The sequence below is a fragment of the Proteus columbae genome (genome assembly GCF_002777965.1).
GTDB classification, from domain to species: domain Bacteria; phylum Pseudomonadota; class Gammaproteobacteria; order Enterobacterales; family Enterobacteriaceae; genus Proteus; species Proteus columbae.
The window spans coordinates 164159-183982 of sequence record NZ_NGVR01000020.1 but is presented as its reverse complement, the minus strand read 5'-3'; the positions used below and the strand labels follow the sequence as shown (position 1 = coordinate 183982).

The following is a 19824-nucleotide window of genomic DNA, read 5'->3' as shown; positions in this document are numbered from 1 at the left end:
CTAATAACAATCATACTAATCAGAGAATATTTGTTCATTTTCTTGACAGCTCCTTTATAAGGAGGCAGAATCAAGTTCTCAGGTTGAGTCCGCCTCGGTTAATATTCATATATTTTCCGGGGCTTTTCTCTTTCTGGCTTTTACAAAATGCTTGAACCAGATTGATCCAAGCACCCGCGCAGAGAATAACAAAATATTAATTAGACACAACACATTTATTATCAATAATAAATAAAGCTATTTGTTTTTGTTATTTTAAATAATAAATCCTTTGTTTTTTAAATAAAAGAAGAGCCTCGATATTTTATATCAAGACTCTTTAATTTAAATATTATGAACTCTACTTAACTAGATTAATAACAACAGGTGCTGCCTGTATGGTTGTCGTAGTAATCAGTGTATTATTATTTTGATGTTTAATAATAATACCAGACTGTGGTGTTACTAATTTCCATATTCCTTTTACAGTAATTGTGCTACTTATTGGTTGAGAGTCGGAAGTAAGCCATTGACGAGAATACACGCTCACCTCAATCTGATTTCCTTTGCTATCAACTTGGTCTGCTTCAATCCCCTGATATAAATTTAAATCAGGATTAACAATACTTAATGTTAATTGTTGTTTTTGAGCTTTAGCCATGACTATAGCAGGAGAGTCACTTGATAATAATATTGCTTGAGGTGATTTTAATTGTGCTGCTTCAAAAAAAGCATATCCCTCTTCTTGGGTGATTTTATCTTTTACCGCATGAAGTTGATTATTATGTTGCAATATCGTGTATTCAGGTGCTTTATTATCTTGTGATTCAATCGCTATTGCATACTCGTAAGTTGCATCACTTGGTGCATTACCATGAGAGATCACGGCTGTTGCAAATAGTTGTTCTGTTGGTTTTGAATTTCTATCATCAAGTGAATGCTGTTTTTGATAACTAAACTCTACAGTTTGCCCTTTAGCGAGCTTATATAAATTACCTGCAGGATCAATTAAAGTATCTGCATTATTTAAAGTTAATTGAGTACCTAATTGATTAACCTCTTTGCCATTAATTATCACTGATTTTAAATTAGGGACAGCAAACTGGAATAGTGTTGTTTCTGTCCTATGTTGTTTATCATCATTTTCAATGCCAGATCCTAATGCAATCACTCTATTATCAAATAAGAAATAGGATTTATTAGCTCGTAAGCTTTGTTGTTGATATTTACTGTGACCATGTAATTTCATGGCAAACATACTGTTATTATTTAATGTATTTGCACCAGAATAACGTTCAGTCGAAAGCAACATCTCTTCAATACCTGCACTTGGTAATTGGTTTAATTTTGCTTCAAGTTCATCATAAGGAAGATGAATTGTCGTGGTACCTGGATATCGATTCCAATCCCATCCTGCATGGCTAAATCCTGATAGTGCTATGTTTGCGGGTATGATTTCCAATTGGCCATACTGTAAATAGCGTCCATAACGATTGTTATTTTCATAACTTTCATTACCAACAAGATAACGACTAAAACCACGAGCGATAGCAAGCCAGCTTTGTTGCGGTGCTTGAATTGAGGCTCTACGCTGTATCGCCATAGAAGCATAGTTCATCGCCCATGCACCAGTGGGTTCATTTTCAGCTTTAATGCCTTCAAAACTGTCTTTGTTATCTAATTTTGCATAGGCTGCAGCCAATGTGGTATCTAATTTTTGTTTGCCATCGGGTGTACCGGCTAATGCCATCCATTTAAATGGTGCAATCCCTATTTTATGTAATCCAGTAGGGTGGCGACCACTTAATACCACGGGAATTTGTGTCTCTTTAGTGTAGATGCGCATTTTTAATAACACATCTTTTAAACGCTCATGGGCTGAAGGTGAAAGACGGAAAGGGGAATCACTTAGCGCATAAACACTAGGAGCTAAACCACCAAAAGCATCTTTCGCATATGCTGGGTAATGCTGCGAATGGTGGAAAATAGAACCATCAGGTTTGAAACCACCGGCAACACCTTTTGAACTTAGTATGGTTTTATTTAGCCAATTTTGCAGTTGTGCTAAGGCTTGTTGACGTTGTTGATAATCTGGCAACATCAGTAAGCTTTTTATCATCCACTGTAATTGTGTGTTGAGAATATCAACGTTTGCATCAACGATCTCATCGTCTTTTTCAAAAATTCGACCTGTGGCGTTGTACCACATCATGGCCTGTTGTGTTGGTGCTAAAAGATGATTTTTTGCCAGAATATGACGACCAATAAACCATGCATCAAAAAGCTCTCTGGTTTGATAACCAACATGAGTAATAATTTGATAACCACTACCTCGTGTAAAACCTTGTTCAAGAACGTAACGAGTGCCTAATAAATAAAGATCTTCTAATTTTTTTCTATCGGCTACTGATAAGGAATTACTACGCAAGTAAATAGCAGTTTGAAGCAGAGTTTTGCCCACATCTCTTAGCATATTGGCATCAAGTAATGCTTTTTTCGTCTCTTCACTAAATACACCTTCAACTTTCATAAAGTTTTGTCGGTTAGGGTGATCTAGTGCTTTTCCTGTTATTGAGCCATCAGCCTGTTGTATTAATTCTAATTTTGCCCAGAGTGCTAAATTTTTATCTAGCATATCGGAGGTGATTTTTTTATTGCTATCAATTCCCTGATAATACTCAAAACGCTGATAAATTGATGCCATTTCAGCTTGATCATCGTGAAACTCAGTATCGAAATTTAGAGTTTGATAGTGCGCTTTAAACATCTGATCGTACATCAGTAAAGCACTCCAGTTTTTACTGACCATGGTGTTTACTGAATTATTAACATAAGGCACATTATCATCAGGAACAGCCCAACGATTGTCTAAGGGAACACTCATAATAATTTGGTCGAAAAAGAGAGTTCCAGCTTGATTGGGGGCTGTAATGACTAATTGATCAAATTTTCCTGTTGCAGAGCCTTTCATATCACGAAAGGGAACTGCAATACCTCGCCATCCAGAGAAATTAAGTTGAGTATCAAAACTTAATGCCACTTGATCATTTTGTTTGAATTGTAATGTGAGGGGGGATGATTGCGGTTTTTCATTGTAAATCCACATCATAAACGTGAGTGGTGTCGCGGTATTTTTATCATCCTGATAATTTACTTCATTATTGAGTGTTAATGTTGCTTGTGGTTGATATTGCCACTTGAGCGATTGAACGCCATCTTTGGCATGTTCTTTATTTAACGATAATTGATTGTTATTTGACGTGACCAAAGTATTTGGCATTTCTCCTTCAAAGAGGTAAAGATCACCAAAAGGTTCATGAGAAAGAGACGGTAATGCTTGTGCGGGTAAGGATAAGCAGAAACTTAGTGTAATAGCATGGGCTAAAGGATGTTTTATTAGCATAATCAGATTTCCTGCAAATAAAAAAGGAACGCGAAGGCGTTCCTTTAAAGGTTAAATCAAGGGAGAGGTGAGAGTTTAATTTCTTGTGGGATCCCAAAGTAACTGGTGAAAGTGAGTTCTGTATTCTCACCAGAAACTCGATATTTTACTTCACCGCCTTTATCCACAGACTGCCATTTTCCATTAACGGTGACATTAATTGTGACCGGTGTTGCGGCTTTCTGGCGAGTCATATTTAAATCTGGAGTAACGGCACTGACAGTAAGTGTATTTCCTTGATGATGAGTCATTATAATCGCGGGTTTATCAACCTTGTTGATCCATTTATCTTCAATTGATGCAGATTGATAAAAGGCATATCCCGTCACATTGCTGAGTTTATCGTAAATAATATGAACATCTTTATCTTTACGCAGAACCTGATATAACCCATTATTTTCACGGAATTTCTCTGCCATCTCTCCCATTTTTTCAGGAGTCGCATCTAAAAAGACCATATACTCATAGCTGGAATCTTTAGGTTGAACGCTGTGATCAATCCATGCTGAACTGAAGTTTCCTTGCGTTGGTTGGCGATTTTTATTTTCAGCCGAGGTCTGGTGTTGGCGGCTAACATTGATTTTTTCTGCTTGAGTAATGAGATAACCATTACCATTGCTATCAATTATCCACTCCCCTTGTTTTAACGTAGTTTGATAAGGGAAGCTTTCTATCTTTTGTCCATTAATCCAAATGGCGTTTAATTCAGGTGTAATAGCATGTTGGAATAGAGTGGTTTCAACATTTTTATTTTTATCGCTGCTATTAATATTGCTACCGACAAAAATTAAATGATTATCTGCCGCTAATACAGTTTTTTTCGCCGTAAAGTTAGGATCAAAACGCTCAAGATTAGCAGGATAAATAAGATCAAATGCCATCATGCCATATTTACCTTCAAGGGCAGATGTTCCGCTAAACCCACGTTCTCCGCGTTGCATTAAGGTATGAGGTTTAGGGCTGTCTAACTCTTTAAGAGGAAGATGAATAGTGGTTGCTCCAGGCATTCTATTCCAATCCCAACCTTCTTGTTGATAGCCCTGTGAAAGTTGAGAGCCATTGCGAACAATTTGAGCAACACCATGACTTTGATAACGACCATAGCGGTTATCTTTATTATAAATTTCAGATGACCAAACATTGGTGTTATACGCTTTTAGTGTCACCATTTTATCTTGCCAACGATGAATACCAAAGGCACCACCATTAAAGGCATAGAACCCTTGAGGAAGTGCTGCTGGTGCAATGCTTTCACCGAAAATAGCGCTAGATTCACTTTGCGTTTTATCACTAATCGCAAGATAAATAGAAGCGAGTGTTTTATCTGGTGATGGTTTGGCAGACATAGCAAGCCAGTAGTAGCCTTGAGCAACCGATTTTAATGATGGTGAATTAAACGGATGTCGCCCTGCTAAAGGTAATCCTACTTCAGGAGCACTATAAATCCATGCTGAAACCATGGCTTTTTTCAGGTTATTCCAACCACTTTCACCGACAGCAAAAGGTGTACCACGCAGTAAATAAATAAGCTGAGAGGCATTTTTAAAAGCAGGGAAGGAGTAACCCGGATAGTTACCTTCATGTCGCCACGCTGTACCATCAGGACGTAAACCATCTTTACCGCCTGGTGGTACTTGAGTTAATGCACCGGTAATGTAATGACTAAAAGTATTAACTAAGTTGATACGCTTTTGATCATCAGGCTCTAGCAGTAATAAAGCTAAGTGCTGACGAGATAAGGTGTTGAAATAGTCTAAATCTGAACTGTCTGCTCCTACCTTCATATCAAAACTACTTTTAAACTCTCGTGAATACCACAGTAACGAATCATAAACTTGAGTTTGTAGATTGGCTTCTTTTAAAGCATCAGACATTAATAATGTAGATATATACCACCAACGAGAACTGTATCCCCAGTGATGAGTCGTGACTAATGCACTCCCTTTAACAAAGCCTTGGTCTAATAAATGCTTTGTCATTAATAAGTACATCTGTTTTAACTGGGCTTTTTGTGTTGGATCTTTTTCAAGAACATAAGCGCGGCTGATATTAAACATTAATGTCGTGTAATTACCTAAAATAACGTAATTATCAAAAAGCGATTTATCTTGAGAATTAAGGTTTTCTGGCTGATAAATAATAGTTTGTTTATCCGTGATCAGATGCCGCCCTTGTATTCCGCCATCCGCTAAAGCGCGAATATTTAGCGCCTCAAAATCACTTTTTAATTTGCTAACATTTTCTTCTAAGGCAAGGTTAGTTTCTTTTTCACCACCGACAAATTCATTGATTAAACGTTGGCGGATAAGATCAATCGCCGCTAGATTTTCTGGTGTTACTGGCAATTGAGGTTGCACGTTATGAAATTGGATCTCAGGCTCTGATAAGCGTGTTTTGACTTGATAATCAGACCATTGATAACGTGCATCATCGATAGAAAACATGATGCGATCGATATAGATTTCACCTTGTCCCACATTAGAAGGGGCTTGAAAGCGAATACTGTCAACATTTGCACCCAAAGCACGACCGACGCTATCTTGAGAGCCTTCTGACGAGGTATTCATGGCATTTAACGTCATTTCACGGTTTTCAAGGTCGTTATTTAACGAAATACCTACTGCGCGCCAACCTGTGAAATTCAGTTTTACTTTAAAACCAGCTTGCGCTTCGCTGGTGGCGTTGAGTTTTTCACCAAAATCAACAGTGAGGTAGCCATTGATGGGTTTTTCGTTATAAAGCCAAAATGATAAAACGGGTGTAGATGCGCGTCCCCATGCTTTAGAGGCTTCTTTGTCTGTCGGTACAATCAGCTTTTTATGCAAAGTAAAGCTACTTCCACCTTTCCATTTCCACAAAAGGGATTGGCTTCCCATAATGCTACGCTTATCAGATAACGTCAGTGTTGAGTTTTTATCTGTTGTAAAATCAGCTAACGGATTATTTTGAGCAAAATGATATATTTCAGACTGCATCAGATTATTAGGATCAAATGCAGGATTGTTTGTTGCAGCCATCGCATTATAAGGGGCTGATAATAGCCCCAACGTCATGGCAAGTGCAGTAAAGCGAAATATCGGCATTATTTATTCTCCTTAGAAACGCTGGCTAACAGTAAAGCCAATGCGTCCTTCATTGAACTTGTCATAACGTTGATATCCCATCGTTGTGCCCAAATTTAATGATTGAGTAATATCGAGATTGGCACCTAATTCGGCACTCATAATGTCACCACCAACGGTATTTCCTTTAATATCAAAGGTACTTCCCCCAGTATTAAAATAAGTGAGGCTATGACGTTGATCGACATGATTATCACCTGCTATATCTTTGATATAACGCAGATTAAGAGTTGGGGTTAATTTGCCATAAGAGGTTTGATAGGTATTCCAAAATGCCACTGAACCACCGAGTTGATTGACAGCATAGCGTTGGCCGTAAGTACGCATTGATAACGCCGAACCTGTTTCTTCCCATGAATCAATATTGAGCCATTGATACTGGTAAGTCAGCATTGGTTTTATATGGATGAAATCAAAATCAAAATAGGTTCCAGCATTAATCTGATAACCTAATTGCACACCAGAATAATCACCTTTTGCTTTGGTATTTCCTTGCCATCCTGTATTGCCACCGATATCTCGTTCGCTATCGACAGTGTAATAACCAATATTTAAATTACCGTTTAGGAATAATGTGTCACTATACCAACCGGTATAAGGCATAAATTCAAAATGACTAATTTCTTTACTTGCATTACGTTGTTTCGCGTCAGCTTTTGCGTAGTTATAAGCAAAAGAAACACCGATAAGAGCATCTTGATTAATTTCGTAATCAGTACCGATTTGAATACCTGTGCGGTAAGTGTTGTAACCATTAATGCCACCTTGATCACTTTGTGTACCGTAACCGTACAGCATATTCGCCCAGCTATTCCAGCCAGCTTCTCTCTCTTCAATAGGTAATTGGTTATCATAACGTAAATAGCGATGAGCAATATTATTGCGCATATCTTCAACCATGATTAATCCCGCTTGAATATCACTACCATCAGCGATCGGGGCTAAATCATTCGATAATGCAGCAATATTATTATCGTCATTTCCAGCCGCAACTAATAGGCTCAGTGCTTCATCTGAAACTTGGCTACGCGTATTATTAAATTCATTTAAAACAGTGGGAATAACAAAATTAGCTGCTGCTAATCCATTTTCAGTGACACCACCGCGTTCAGCTGCACTAATAAAATTATTGCCACCTTCATAGCTAATACCATAACGTGCAACTAACTGATTGCCACTAACACCTCCGCTAATATTAGGCGGTGTAGTCTCTAACCATGAATCTGTTTTTTCTAATAAAGGTGAAACATCGGGTGCAATAGCATTGGCGTCAGTAACCGTAATTCCAGCTTCATCTTTAATTGCTGAATTGGAAGAAATTAAAATAATATCTTTATTTATAATGTTATCGACACTGGTGCCTTTAAAATCCAGTTTGGCTTGACTGCCTTTTTTAAAGGTGACATCACCGTCAACATGCAAAATAGTTTCATCAGTATTGGTATTATCATCAAGGCGGAAAATTAGCTGGCTATTTTCCTTATTCATGAAATTACCTTCCCAGAGGATCGTTCTGTCTTTTCCTTGGATAGTTAAATTGCCATGGTTTTCAATTAATGGAACACCTGTAATTTTATACCCATCAAATAGGGCATTTTGAGCACCACCTTGATAAGCAAAATTTATTTTAGTATCAGCATGCCCATTTCCTAGAATATCACCGTGGATCTCACCATTTACATCACTTCTAAAACCTGTTTTCAGTGTTCTAAAATCAATAGCTGCGGTTTTTCCACGAATAATGGCACCGTCTCTTACATAAACGCCAGTACCTCGTTTAGGAAAATCACCTTCAACTAATATGGCTGTGCCATTTTCACTGGTTACGTTAGCACCATTTAAGTTGATATTACTGCTAAAAGAAGCCCCTTGATTTATCTTGATAGCATTTGCTCCATCACCAGTAACAGTAATATTTTTAGTGATAGCTTGTGCTTTATATTCTGTTGTTGAGCCGTTAAAAATAACGCCATCACCCTGTGAAACCGTGACATCTTTATCTATTTGAGCATTATTGCCATTATTAACATTCACTGTTTCACAAATATTTAAATTAGGATCACAATCAGCGGCCCATGCTGAACCATAAATAGCTGATAAAATAGCAGCGCTCAAAAATAACAATTTTTTATTTTTCACAATATAACTCCATGAACAATTATATGATTTTAATTATTAGAATGTTGCTCGGAATGAAACTTTGAAATAATCCTGAGTTGATTTACTGCCATCATTTTTATTTTCAACTCGTTCATTATAATATTCCGTCATGACTCGCCATTGAGGTGATATTTGATAAGCCATTTGTAGGGTATAACGGGTCATATCTTTTTCGATATAATCCCCTTTATTTGTTCTATCTTCTATTTTTCCAAAAATAGATTTACGCATTGATGGTGAAATAATAAGACCAACTGGTGTTGTCCAGTTAACATACATACGTAATTGCTGATTGTGGTTTGTTTCTTTTGTGTCGTATTCTTCGTGTCGAATAGCTTGCTTACCACCATCAAAATAAGCAACAGTTGTATTAATATTAGGAGTGACAAAATAACGTAGGCCCGGTTCAATTTCCCAGCCTAAGTAATCTGTGTTTGTGACACCATTACTTCGTTTGTCTTCTTTCTTTTGTAAGCCAAATAAAACGCTACCTGTTAAAGCCCAATTTTTATTGATTGGAAATTGGTAATTGGTTTTTGATTCATAAAAATCAATAGTTAATCGACTTCCATTATCATAGTTAGTGAGATCTTGACGTACTTTTAAACCAGGTTGGATCCAACCATTATTTAATTTAAAACGATAGCTACCCTGTAAATCATAACGCTGATAACGGTTCTTATTGTCATGCTCACGTTGACGAAAACCAACATCGAAATACCAGTTAGATTTATCTGGATTAATATTAAAATCTACACGATAACCAGCATAGTTATTTGGTGTATCGTAATCTGCCGTTTCCCAAGAAAACATGGCGTTGACATTAGCTGCCTGAGAATGAAAAGAAGTTAAACCTAAGCCAAGAAGAGGTAAAAAAAGAGCAATACGAAGTTTGTTCATGGTATATATCCAATTCTTTATTCGCTTTTATTGGTGCCAATTTTTAGGTGTAGGACATCTTTCCCTTTATTTAATTAAAAGGATTTTTTATATCAGCGAATTGGGTTTATATATAGCGCCATAATATTATGGCGCAGATATTTTTATTATTTTTCTTTACATGTCGATATTGTTTTATTTAATTTGTTGGTTGTAGCCGTAATAAATTCAGTGGCGCGCCAAGAATCTCCTGTTTTTTCCAACCAAGGGGTTAATTCTTCTTTAATTAATTTCTCAATTAAAGGCATATTATCTTTGGCAATATTTTTCATTTGATATGGATCATTCACATTGTCATATAAAGTATATTTTAATGGTTGTCCATCTTGTCTATCTATAACCAAAGTATGAGTTTTGGTTCTGACACCTCGTTTACCGAATGAAGGTTCGCCATAAGGAATAAAGAGATAAAGCTGAGAGTTTGCTGTGTCGCCTTTGCCAGTGACTACTCTATCTGCAAGATCAGTACCTTCTACGGAATCAGGGATCCATTCTGATAAACCAAGTAGCCCTAAGATAGTTGGGTAAATATCCGGTGCTGACATTAATGCATCGTCAGAGCCTGGTTTAATTTTACCCGGTAAACGAAACATCATAGGAACACGCATGGATTCTTCATAAGGATTATTTTTTGTTGCTTGTCCATTTGCCCCTAAGCAACTGCCATGATCAGAGAAGAAAACAACGAGAGTATTATCTGCAAGGCCTTGTTTTTCTAATTCATCTACAATGCGACCAAATTGCTCATCAACACCGTTGACCATTGCCATATATTCTTTGAAATACTGAGGCCCATAGCCTTCTTGATATTCAGTATCCCACTGTACATTAGGGCGTGTATTTAGCTCTTTTGAAGTCTTACCTTGATAAGCATCGAGGTATTTTTTCGGTACTTGATCATAAGGTGAATGAGGAGGGTTCATTGAAACCACTAATGCAAATGGTTTTGAATTATCTCTAAATTGATTTTTTTCATTTTTGAGGAACTTGATTGCCATATCAGCTTCATGTTCAGGCCCCCATTGATCAATGTAAATTGGCTTATCACGAGGGGTATCGTTTGCCCAATACATTGGTTTTAAATGTAAATCATAAGTGCCATAAGAATACCAAAAATCAAAACCATGGCGCCTATCTGGTGCAGCCCATTCATTCCAATAACGACCTTCCATTGGATTGTTGTAACTTTCAATAAACGGTTCGTAAGGTGCGTCAAGGTGCCATTTACCAATATAGCCTGTGCTGTAATCGAGAGATTTTAAAACATCTGACCAACATTTTGCATAAGGCGATAAATCAATACCAACTTTGCCACCATAGTCATGCGCATTTCCTGTAATACCATTACGAACAGGGTATTGACCTGTCATAAACATGCCACGAAATGGAGAACAAAGAGGATAGTTTGAAGCCATCTGCGTCATTACTTTGGCTTGCTTCGCAAATTTATTCAAATTAGGTGTAATTGAAGGATCTTCCCCCATAAACTGTAATGCATGAGCACGCATTTCATCTGGGAAAACAATTAATAGGTTAGGGGCATTCTCTGGGCGCGATCGCGTGTTAGAAGTCGAATTCCCTGAATTAGCAATAACAGGGGTAGAAACAGTCATTGCTGCACCGCTGGCTGCGAGTCCTTTGATAAAAGTTCTGCGGGAAACAGTCATTGCTTCCTCCTATTTTACGTTTACTTTCGAATTGGTGTCTTTTATCTTATTTATACTTTTGTATAAGATCAAAAAGTAAGTTAACGAAAGATCAAGAATTGAAAGGGAGATCACAGAATGATGTCAAATTGTAAGCAATTTGACAGCTAAAATAGGAGTTGGAATATTGTTAAGATTAGATTAACTTTTTATTGTTTTGTTTATATTATTGATTTTTATGATTATTTTTTATTTTGTGATGACGGTAGCAAAAATATCTAAAAGCCTCCATTTTTAGCTAAAAAGTCGGATAGTAAAAATTGTAAGTATTTTTCTTTCGTTTGTTTTCATTGTCCTTTAATGATCCACCAAGATGTGCCTTCAAACTCAAAGTTTTTAATGACCTCCATGCCTAATTTTTGATGAGCTTTTAGTGACCGAATATTTTCACTATTAACAAATGCGATAGGGTACCCGCCATGTAAAGAACAGATTTGTTGGTAGAGTTTTTTTAATAGTGACTTTCCTCGGTGCGATTTATCAATACAAACAGGACCGTAAAACCAATTGTTTTGTGTTATTTCTGGAAAGCGCTGATTAATAGCTTGAGCAATCGGGGGGATCGAAAAAGAGGTAACAGGAAAGCTAAAAACAACAGCAATAATATTTTCTTGGTAAAGTGCAACAATGGCGTTAGTGCTATTTTGATACATCGCCTCAACTTTATTTAGAGGATACTCACCATATAATCCACCTTGTTGAGATTCAGAATTTGCCTGTAATAATAGTGCTACTGCACTTATATCTTTAGCAGTCATTTTTTGAAATATATAATTCATTTTTTTATTCCTTTTTGTTCTAGCTTAGAATCCTAGTATATAAAAAATAATGTATATTACAAAAAATATGTTAGAGATACTAAAGTTAAACTTATCAATTTTTTTTAGATGATTTATTTTTATTTATTACTAATTGAAAATCTTTTTTATAAAGAAGCAGTAATGTAACTCAAGTTATTACTGCTTTAATTACAAAGTTATTTTTTAATAATCTGATTATAGAAAAGAAAGTTGTTTACCAACCATAAGCTAATCCACCGCCAATAATAATTTCTTTTTCACTATTAATGGATGAGTTTAATCGAAATGCAATATCGTTATTTGGTTTATATTGCACTCCTCCAGCAAATGCTGTACCTGTTCGATAATTACTAATGCCAATTCCGCCACTTAGGGTGTGATGAGCAAGATAAGGTATGCTCGTCATTGCAACTGATGAAGCAATGCCGGCAAATAATTTTTTTTCTAACGCGATAATTTCTTTATCTAAATTTGCAATTGAATCTGTGATTTCAGCCTGTCTTTTCCTATAATAAAGATCAAAATCATTAACATGGGTTTTAAGATCACTGATATCTGTACTGACAGTTCTCTTTAGCTGATTAATGGTATTATTTGTTGCAATTCTATTTTTATCTACCATTTTTTTAGCCTGAATAAGGTTAACGGCATCAGTATTATTTTTACCGTCACTAATATTCACTAAGCGAGAAGTATGTTTATTTTCAATGTTTCCAAACGATACTGTATTTTCTTCCGTTGCTAATGAATTAGCGCCAATAGCAATTGAGTGTGTATTTTTAGCTTGGCTATTTGTTCCTATTGCAATTGAACCATTACCAGATGCCTTACTTTGGTCGCCTAACGAAACACTAGGAATATTAACGATTATTGGATCTTCTCTATTTTCTTTTATTGGATGAGTATTTGAATAGGAGAAATTTGGGAATAAGAAAATAATTAAAAATAATTTTTTAAATAACATTTAACTTGATCCTTTAATTAACTTTGGCGGTATAAATTAATGCTAAATGATTGCTTTTCTCATCACAAATAAAACATTCTGTATTTACTCTTAAAAATAGTTTTAAATAAAATGCTTAGCTATTTAATATGTAGTTAATAGTTGTAGTCTATAAAAAACTGCATCTTAATTAAGATGCAGTTTGGGATAAAAAAATTATTAATGTTTTTTTCTAAAAGCAAAAGCGACAGAGATTGCTTGTAGCAAACACATTGTTGAAGTTTGAGAACGAAAGGTTTTTATTTGAGCTTCTTTAACCGTTAAACAAACATCGCTTAAACTCGCTAATGGGCTAATTGGACTATCAGTAACAATAATCTGTTTTGCTTCTTTGTAAGTTGCCATTTCACACATTTTTTGCATTTCATCTGAATACGGGTGGAAGTGGATCCCAAAGAGCACATCACGATGTGTAATATTTCTTAATTGCTCTTTGTACATCCCACCTAGGCTGTTGACAAAAACAGTCTCACAAGGGATATGCGAGAGAGCATGAAAAAAATAACTTGCAGCACTGAATGAGTGATGAAAGCCACAAATATAAATTGTGTCAGCGTGTTCGAGCAATTGTAATGTTTTATTTAACATTTCTCTGTGAGTCTGATTTGCCAATTGTTGCAATGAATGGCTATTTGCTTGTGCAAATTCTTGCAAAATATAGGCTGGCTCATTCAGATTAGGAGGCTCCTCTTTATATTTTTGTTTATAAGTTAAATTTTCATTTTCATTTACCATTTCATTCATCAAGTGATTTTGAAATAATTGTTTCATTTCATTGAAGCCATTGAAATGAAATGCATTGGCAAAACGAATTAATGTCGATGGAGGAACATTTGCTTTATCTGCAAGGATCGCAATTGTATCAAATGCCACACTGTTTTTATTATCAAGTAGATAATGTGCAACCTGCTGTAGCCTTTTACTTAATCCATTATAGCGGGAGCGAACTTGTTCCTGTAGTTCATTCAGATTTGTTGCAGTAGACATAGTGCCCTCAATAAAAATACTATTGTAATTGTAGTGTTTTTTGCATGGTATTTGAATGTTTTTAGCTAATAGTAATTAAAATGAAATATAGAGTTAATTCCAAGTAAATGAATGACCTAAAGGTAATTATTTGATGTTTAAAACTCTATTTTATTTATTCTTTATTAATTTTATTATAACTTTGCGAAATTAATTTTCTTTATTTGAAGTTAAATGAAATTATTATTTCATTTAACTAATGTGATATTAAAAATGATATTGGTTTTATTTGAGTGATTTTGTTTTATTTCACCTTGCTTGTTTTATATTGTTGAAAATTTAGCTTAGATTGTTATTTTTAATTACCAATATTGTCTCTATTTAAAATGTGAAGTGTTTTAATATCTTTGTGCGCGATGATTGATATTTATAATACGACGCTTGTTTTATTTGTTAATGATAGTAATTTATCACTATCTTAATTAAAATTTATTTTCATTGGTTGAAATTTTTATATGCAAAACGATCACTCGTGGATTAATTTATTAATGCACTATTGTTATGATCATTACTCAGAAATGATGCCTGTTATATTTTTTGTTTGTATTGTTGGTATTATTTTTGGTGTTGTACGCGAAATGCGCTGGTTATCCGTTTTTTTTACGGTTCCTCTAATTATTATTGTATTTTGCTTAATAAGTTCTAATTTAGGATAAGTGAAGGGTACAATTGTTTTTATAGTTATACAAATGTTGTATTGATCTTATTTTGCTGATTATTTTTTTATTCCTATTTTATTCTTTTTATTATGTATATAAATGCCTGCCAATACGCCTATCTTATTTTGAGAAAAACCGATCCAACAACGTTATTGATTAGATAATCAACAGAGTGACTAATAAGAGCCTATTACTTATTGATTATTATTGATAATGATAAGCAAATTATTTGTTGAATTATGGACTAACAATTTATTCTCAATACACTAAACTAGATAACATCATTTTAATGAATTAGAAACTATTGGGTTTTTATTATGCAATGGCGAAATAATGCGTCTCGCTATGGGCACTTGTCACTCCTTTTACACTGGGGGTCGGCGCTTACTGTCTATGGGATGTTTGCTTTAGGGCTGTGGATGGTGACGCTAGGGTATTATGACAGCTGGTATCATTCGGCACCTGAAATACATAAGAGCATTGGTATTCTTTTATTTATTATTTTGATAGTGCGTGTGATATGGCGTTGGATCTCCCCACCTCCTAAAGCTTTAACAAGTTATAGTAAATTGACACGTATTAGTGCTCATATTGCACATATGCTTTTATATTTAATCTTATTTTCTATTCTGATTAGTGGTTATTTAATTTCAACTGCTGATGGACAAGCTATATCTGTATTTGATTGGTTTTCTGTGCCTGCCATTTTTACAGGGGAAGCTGAACAAGCGGATTTAGCTGGCGATATTCATCTTTATTTAGCTTGGGCAGTAGTTTTATTATCGCTATTACATGCTGCCGGTGCTTTAAAACATCACTTTATTGATAAAGATGTCACGTTAAAACGCATGCTAGGAATGCGGACTAAATAATTAAACTTATAAAACGAAATTATGGAGATAACAATGTTTAAGAAAGCTTTATTAGGTTTAACAGCAGGTGCGTTGTTATTTAATGCAAGTACTGCTTTAGCAGCAGATTATGCTATTGATAAACAAGGCCAACATGCATTTGTACAGTTCCGTATCCAACATTTAGGCTATAGCTGGTTATATGGCACTTTTAAAGATTTCGATGGTACATTTAGTTACGATAAAGAAGACCCATCAAAAGACAAAGTCGATGTTGTGATTAAAACAGGAAGCTTAGACACTAATCACGCAGAACGTGATAAGCATTTACGTAGCGCTGATTTCTTTAATGCAAGCAAATATCCTGAGGCTCGATTCGTCTCAACCCAAGTTACTCGTGATGGCGAAAATTATGTAGTTACAGGTAATTTAACATTAAATGGTGTGACTAAACCTGTTTCATTAAATGCAAAATTAATTGGTGAAGGTACTGATCCTTGGAAAGGTTACCGCGCTGGTTTTGAAGCAACAGGTAAAGTGAATCTGAAAGAGTTTAATTTTAAATCAGACTTAGGACCAAAATCACAAGAAGCAGAGTTAATTATCTCTGTCGAAGGTGTAAAAAAGGCGTAATTAAATGCTTTTTGTAAGGCAATAAAGTCTCTTATTACCTAGACGATTTATAAACCGATACCTTAACGTATCGGTTTTTTTATGCACAATTATGTTGAATGACCTTATACTTAAGTATCAATTCTTATTTTTTTAATAGGGCTAATATTTATTTTGAGGCTTTATCGATTTTAAGTAAGCCCAAAGAAAGGCCATAATAAAGAAGCCATCCATTTATTTAACGGGAAAGAGTCAATAATGAAAAAATTACGTCATACTTTTTTGGGTACTCTACTTATAGCTGGCTTTTTTACTGTAGGTATTACAGATGTTGATGCATGTACTCGACTTGTTTATTTAGGCGACAATAACCAAATTATTACGGCTCGTTCAATGGACTGGAAATATGACATAGGAACAAATTTATGGATATTTCCACAAGGAATGCAACGTTCAGGAGAAGCGGGTGATAACTCGATAAAATGGACATCTAAATATGGAAGTGTGATTGCATCTGGTTATGATATTTCTACGACAGATGGTATGAATGAAAAAGGTTTAGTGGCTAATTTATTGTGGTTGGCGGAATCCGATTATCCAGCATATACCAAAGAAAAACCGGCTATTTCGATTTCTGCATGGGCGCAATATGTGTTAGATAATTTTGCTTCAGTCGAAGAAGCCGTGAATGCATTAGACAGTGAACCTTTTATTGTATTGACGGATAAAGTTCCCGGACAAGATAGAATGGCAACTCTGCATCTTTCGCTTTCAGATGCAACGGGAGATAGCGCCATTATTGAATATATAAATGGTAGACAAGTGATTCATCACAGTAAAGAGTATCAAGTGATGACGAACTCTCCTATTTTTTCAGAACAATTAGCATTGAATAGTTATTGGCAACAAATCGGTGGAACCGTGATGTTACCGGGGACGAATCGTGCTTCAGATCGTTTTGCTCGAGCTTCTTTTTATGTGAATGCTATTCCTAAAGCTCAATCGAGTAAAAAATCTCTCGCTAGCGTATTTGGTGTGATCAGAAATGTATCTGTACCTTATGGGTTAAGTACAGCTGAATCACCAGAAATTTCATCCACACGCTGGAGAACCGTGGCTGATCATAAAAACCAATTATATTTTTTCGAATCAGCATTATCACCAAATACCTTTTGGGTTAATTTAAAGGAAATTGATTTTTCAAAAGAGAGTGGGAAAGTGATGACATTACCATTAGGTGAAGAGCAGTCGATAATCTATTCAGCTAATGCTACAAGTCATTTTAAACCTGCTGAGCCTTTTAAATTTCAAGGATTAGATAATATTCCTTTAAATAATAACTAGCTGAGTATCTACATATCTAATATGAAATTATCCGCAATACTGAATGTGATAGAGACATCTAGCGTGACAAGAAAAATGATGTCTTTATTACTTATCTTAAATGGTATTTTTATCATTTATTCCATTTTACTATCTCGTGGTATTTATCTGGATTGGGAGATACATGGCTTTTCAGCATGGCTTAAATCTTTAGGTGTGTTAAAACTTCTAGACATACCAAAGGTGATGTTAGGTTGTGCATTAATTTTGCTTTCAATATTTATGTATCTTGGTGCCAGAATTGCATGGTGTGTCTCTTTAATTTTATTAGCCACCATTGTTTTTCTTGATGTCGCTGTTTATCAGCAAATGGACTTTCAATCCTATTTTTCTTTTATTTTAGCGATTGGGTTGTTAATGAGTTGGCGTGCATTTCCACATCATAGTTTAACTAGCGCGAGCTTTGTGGCTTTTATCTGTATCCTTTCTTTGCTGTTATTCTCAATGCTGGGAAGTCTTTATATTGGTGATGAATTTAAACCACATATTACAACCTTGATGGATGCGTTCTATTTTTCTATTGTCTGCATGACGACACTGGGATTTGGCGATATTGTGCCAATTAGCACGAATGCACGTATTTTTACTCTCACTGTTGTTATCTTGGGAATAACGGTTTTTACTACTTCCATTGTGTATGTCATGGGATTTCTTGCGCGCGGTACTCGCGATATTGTTAAGAAAAGGATCGCTAAAATGCATAATCATTTTATTATTATTGGTTCATCGGCATTAGCTTCTCAATTAGAAAAAGGGTTAAGAGAACAAGGGAAACCAGTTATTGCAATTTGTGCCGATAAAAGTAAAGCCTCTTATGATGCGCAAGCCAATTTTATTGAAGGTGATCCAACTAATCTTAAAACATTGCAATCTGCCAATATTGCGAAAGCGAGTTGGGTTGTTACTTTATCTGAAAGTGATGCAGAAAATACCTTTATTTTGCTGACTATCCAAGAATGTTCTAATGTTGATGCCAAGTTGATCACCATTATTAATCAAGATGAAAATAGAGATAAAATTAGCCGATTACGCCCAGATATGTTGTTTTCTTTAGCTTCGTTAGGCAAAGAAATTATGATGAAAGTTTTATGTGGTGAATCTATTTCTTCCTCAGATGTGACTGATTTGCTTTTAAACAAATATTTAAAATCATAATTCTGATAAAACCTTCTTTACGAATGATAATGATTGCCATAAGATGTATTTAAAATGCATCTTAAAAGAGGTTGAATTATGGAACTTGTAAGTTATAAAACAATGCCAGAGTGGACTCGTACATCCATTCCTTTAGCGTTATTAGAACGCCACAATACAAAGGAAGGCACTTATGCCCAAATGCGGGTACTGCAAGGTAACATGACATTTGTTGTTTTTAATGATGATGGTTCACAAATTTCAGTTGAATGTAATACTGAGGATCAGCCACCTTTAATTCAACCTCAGCAGTGGCATAAAATAGATAAAGCAAGTGATGATGTACGTTGCCAACTCTCTTTTTTATGTGCCCCAGAAGATAAGCTATTTAAAGAAAACGACTTATCATTACCGCATTCTGAAGTACGCTATATGGCAACCTTTACTCAGCCTTGCAAGGTGTTAGATTTAGGTGCCGGTCGTGGTCGAAACAGCTTTTATTTAGCGTCTCAAGGTTATGATGTAACAGCGTTAGATATTAATGCTTCACATATTGATGCTATTGAAACAGTGAAAACCAAAACAGGATTGGCTGTAAAAAGTGGCTTATATGATATTAATAAAGCTTCACTTACTGAAAAATACGATATTATTCTTTCAACCGTTGTATTGATGTTCTGTCAACGGGAACGTATTGAAAATATTATTAAAAATATGCAGGAATGTACCAACTCTGACGGTATTAATGTGATTGTTTGTCCTGTTGAAACGCCAAATAGTGATCCTGCTGACATTCCATTTAAAACCTTTTTACGTCCAAACGAATTAGCTGATTATTATAAAGACTGGGAAATTATTAAATATAATGAGGATCCAGGGCATTTACATAAAACAGATGCAAATGGCAATCGTATCGCCTTAAATTTTGCTACTTTAATCGCACGCAAAAAATAGAAATAGTTAAGAACTATCATCTCTTTTTAAATACCCCAAATAATTGGGGTATTT

Annotated in this window: 13 protein-coding genes; 5 read left to right on the top strand and 8 right to left on the bottom strand. The window is 35.2% G+C overall.

Annotation, left to right across the window (positions count from 1 at the left end):
- Positions 1 to 340 precede the first annotated feature (340 nt).
- The 8 genes from CBE70_RS09525 to CBE70_RS09490 form a co-directional block, all read right to left on the bottom strand.
- Complete coding sequence (locus tag CBE70_RS09525) at positions 341 to 3382, bottom strand: chondroitinase family polysaccharide lyase (protein WP_100159161.1); 3042 nt, start codon at positions 3380 to 3382, stop codon at positions 341 to 343.
- 56 nt (positions 3383 to 3438) lie between these two features.
- Positions 3439 to 6504 (bottom strand): chondroitinase family polysaccharide lyase, encoded by a 3066-nt coding sequence (locus CBE70_RS09520; RefSeq protein ID WP_100159160.1) that lies wholly within the window; start codon positions 6502 to 6504, stop codon positions 3439 to 3441.
- Between the two features lie 12 nt (positions 6505 to 6516).
- Positions 6517 to 8682, bottom strand: a complete 2166-nt coding sequence (locus tag CBE70_RS09515) for an autotransporter family protein (RefSeq protein WP_100159159.1) — start codon at positions 8680 to 8682, stop codon at positions 6517 to 6519.
- 36 nt (positions 8683 to 8718) lie between these two features.
- Entirely contained in the window at positions 8719 to 9603 is an 885-nt protein-coding gene (locus tag CBE70_RS09510) for an OmpG porin family protein (RefSeq protein WP_100159158.1), read from the bottom strand.
- Positions 9604 to 9749: 146 nt separating this feature from the next.
- On the bottom strand, positions 9750 to 11309 hold the full coding sequence (locus CBE70_RS09505; RefSeq protein WP_100159157.1) for a sulfatase-like hydrolase/transferase: 1560 nt from the start codon (positions 11307 to 11309) through the stop codon (positions 9750 to 9752).
- A gap of 326 nt (positions 11310 to 11635) precedes the next feature.
- On the bottom strand, positions 11636 to 12127 hold the full coding sequence (locus tag CBE70_RS09500; protein ID WP_100159156.1) for a GNAT family N-acetyltransferase: 492 nt from the start codon (positions 12125 to 12127) through the stop codon (positions 11636 to 11638).
- 235 nt (positions 12128 to 12362) lie between these two features.
- Complete coding sequence (locus tag CBE70_RS09495) at positions 12363 to 13112, bottom strand: YadA-like family protein (protein ID WP_100159155.1); 750 nt, start codon at positions 13110 to 13112, stop codon at positions 12363 to 12365.
- Positions 13113 to 13310: 198 nt separating this feature from the next.
- Positions 13311 to 14138: a MurR/RpiR family transcriptional regulator gene (locus CBE70_RS09490; RefSeq protein WP_069367652.1), complete on the bottom strand. Its 828-nt coding sequence runs from the start codon at positions 14136 to 14138 to the stop codon at positions 13311 to 13313.
- Between the two features lie 1015 nt (positions 14139 to 15153).
- On the opposite strand from CBE70_RS09490, the gene CBE70_RS09480 reads away from it, so the two are divergent.
- The 5 genes from CBE70_RS09480 (at position 15154) to tehB (ending at position 19770) form a co-directional block, all read left to right on the top strand.
- Positions 15154 to 15708 carry a cytochrome b gene (locus CBE70_RS09480; RefSeq protein WP_100159153.1) on the top strand — a complete coding sequence of 185 codons (555 nt, stop codon included), beginning with the start codon at positions 15154 to 15156 and terminating at the stop codon, positions 15706 to 15708.
- Positions 15709 to 15741: 33 nt separating this feature from the next.
- Positions 15742 to 16320, top strand: coding sequence for a YceI family protein (locus CBE70_RS09475; RefSeq protein WP_100159152.1), 579 nt, complete (start codon positions 15742 to 15744; stop codon positions 16318 to 16320).
- 234 nt (positions 16321 to 16554) lie between these two features.
- Complete coding sequence (locus tag CBE70_RS09470; RefSeq protein WP_100159151.1) at positions 16555 to 17643, top strand: linear amide C-N hydrolase; 1089 nt, start codon at positions 16555 to 16557, stop codon at positions 17641 to 17643.
- A 78-nt stretch (positions 17644 to 17721) separates the two neighbouring features.
- Entirely contained in the window at positions 17722 to 18837 is a 1116-nt protein-coding gene (locus CBE70_RS09465; RefSeq protein ID WP_232797385.1) for an NAD-binding protein, read from the top strand.
- A gap of 78 nt (positions 18838 to 18915) precedes the next feature.
- Positions 18916 to 19770: an SAM-dependent methyltransferase TehB gene (gene tehB, locus CBE70_RS09460; RefSeq protein ID WP_100159149.1), complete on the top strand. Its 855-nt coding sequence runs from the start codon at positions 18916 to 18918 to the stop codon at positions 19768 to 19770.
- The last annotated feature ends 54 nt before the right edge of the window (positions 19771 to 19824 follow it).